Origin of the sequence: Staphylococcus canis (genome assembly GCF_016238445.1) — a bacterium.
Taxonomy (GTDB): Bacteria; Bacillota; Bacilli; order Staphylococcales; family Staphylococcaceae; genus Staphylococcus; species Staphylococcus canis.
Window position 1 is genome coordinate 1 of record NZ_JABANU010000111.1, and the last position, 255, is coordinate 255.

Annotated in this window: 1 rRNA gene; it reads right to left on the minus strand. The window is 45.9% G+C overall.

Features of this window, described 5'->3' with window-relative positions:
* Nucleotides 1–165: 165 nt before the first annotated feature.
* Nucleotides 166–255 (minus strand): 16S ribosomal RNA (locus HHH54_RS11135); the annotation flags it as partial.

Sequence of the window (255 nt, forward strand, 5' to 3'; positions counted from 1 at the left end):
GGACTCGAACCACCGACCTCACGCTTATCAGGCGTGCGCTCTAACCAGCTGAGCTATAGGCCCATTTAAATTGAATAACTCAATGAATGAGCATTCAAAACTGAATACAATATGTCACGTTAATCCGATTATCACCTTAGGTGATAATTCCGTATATATCCTTAGAAAGGAGGTGATCCAGCCGCACCTTCCGATACGGCTACCTTGTTACGACTTCACCCCAATCATTTGTCCCACCTTCGACGGCTAGCTCCA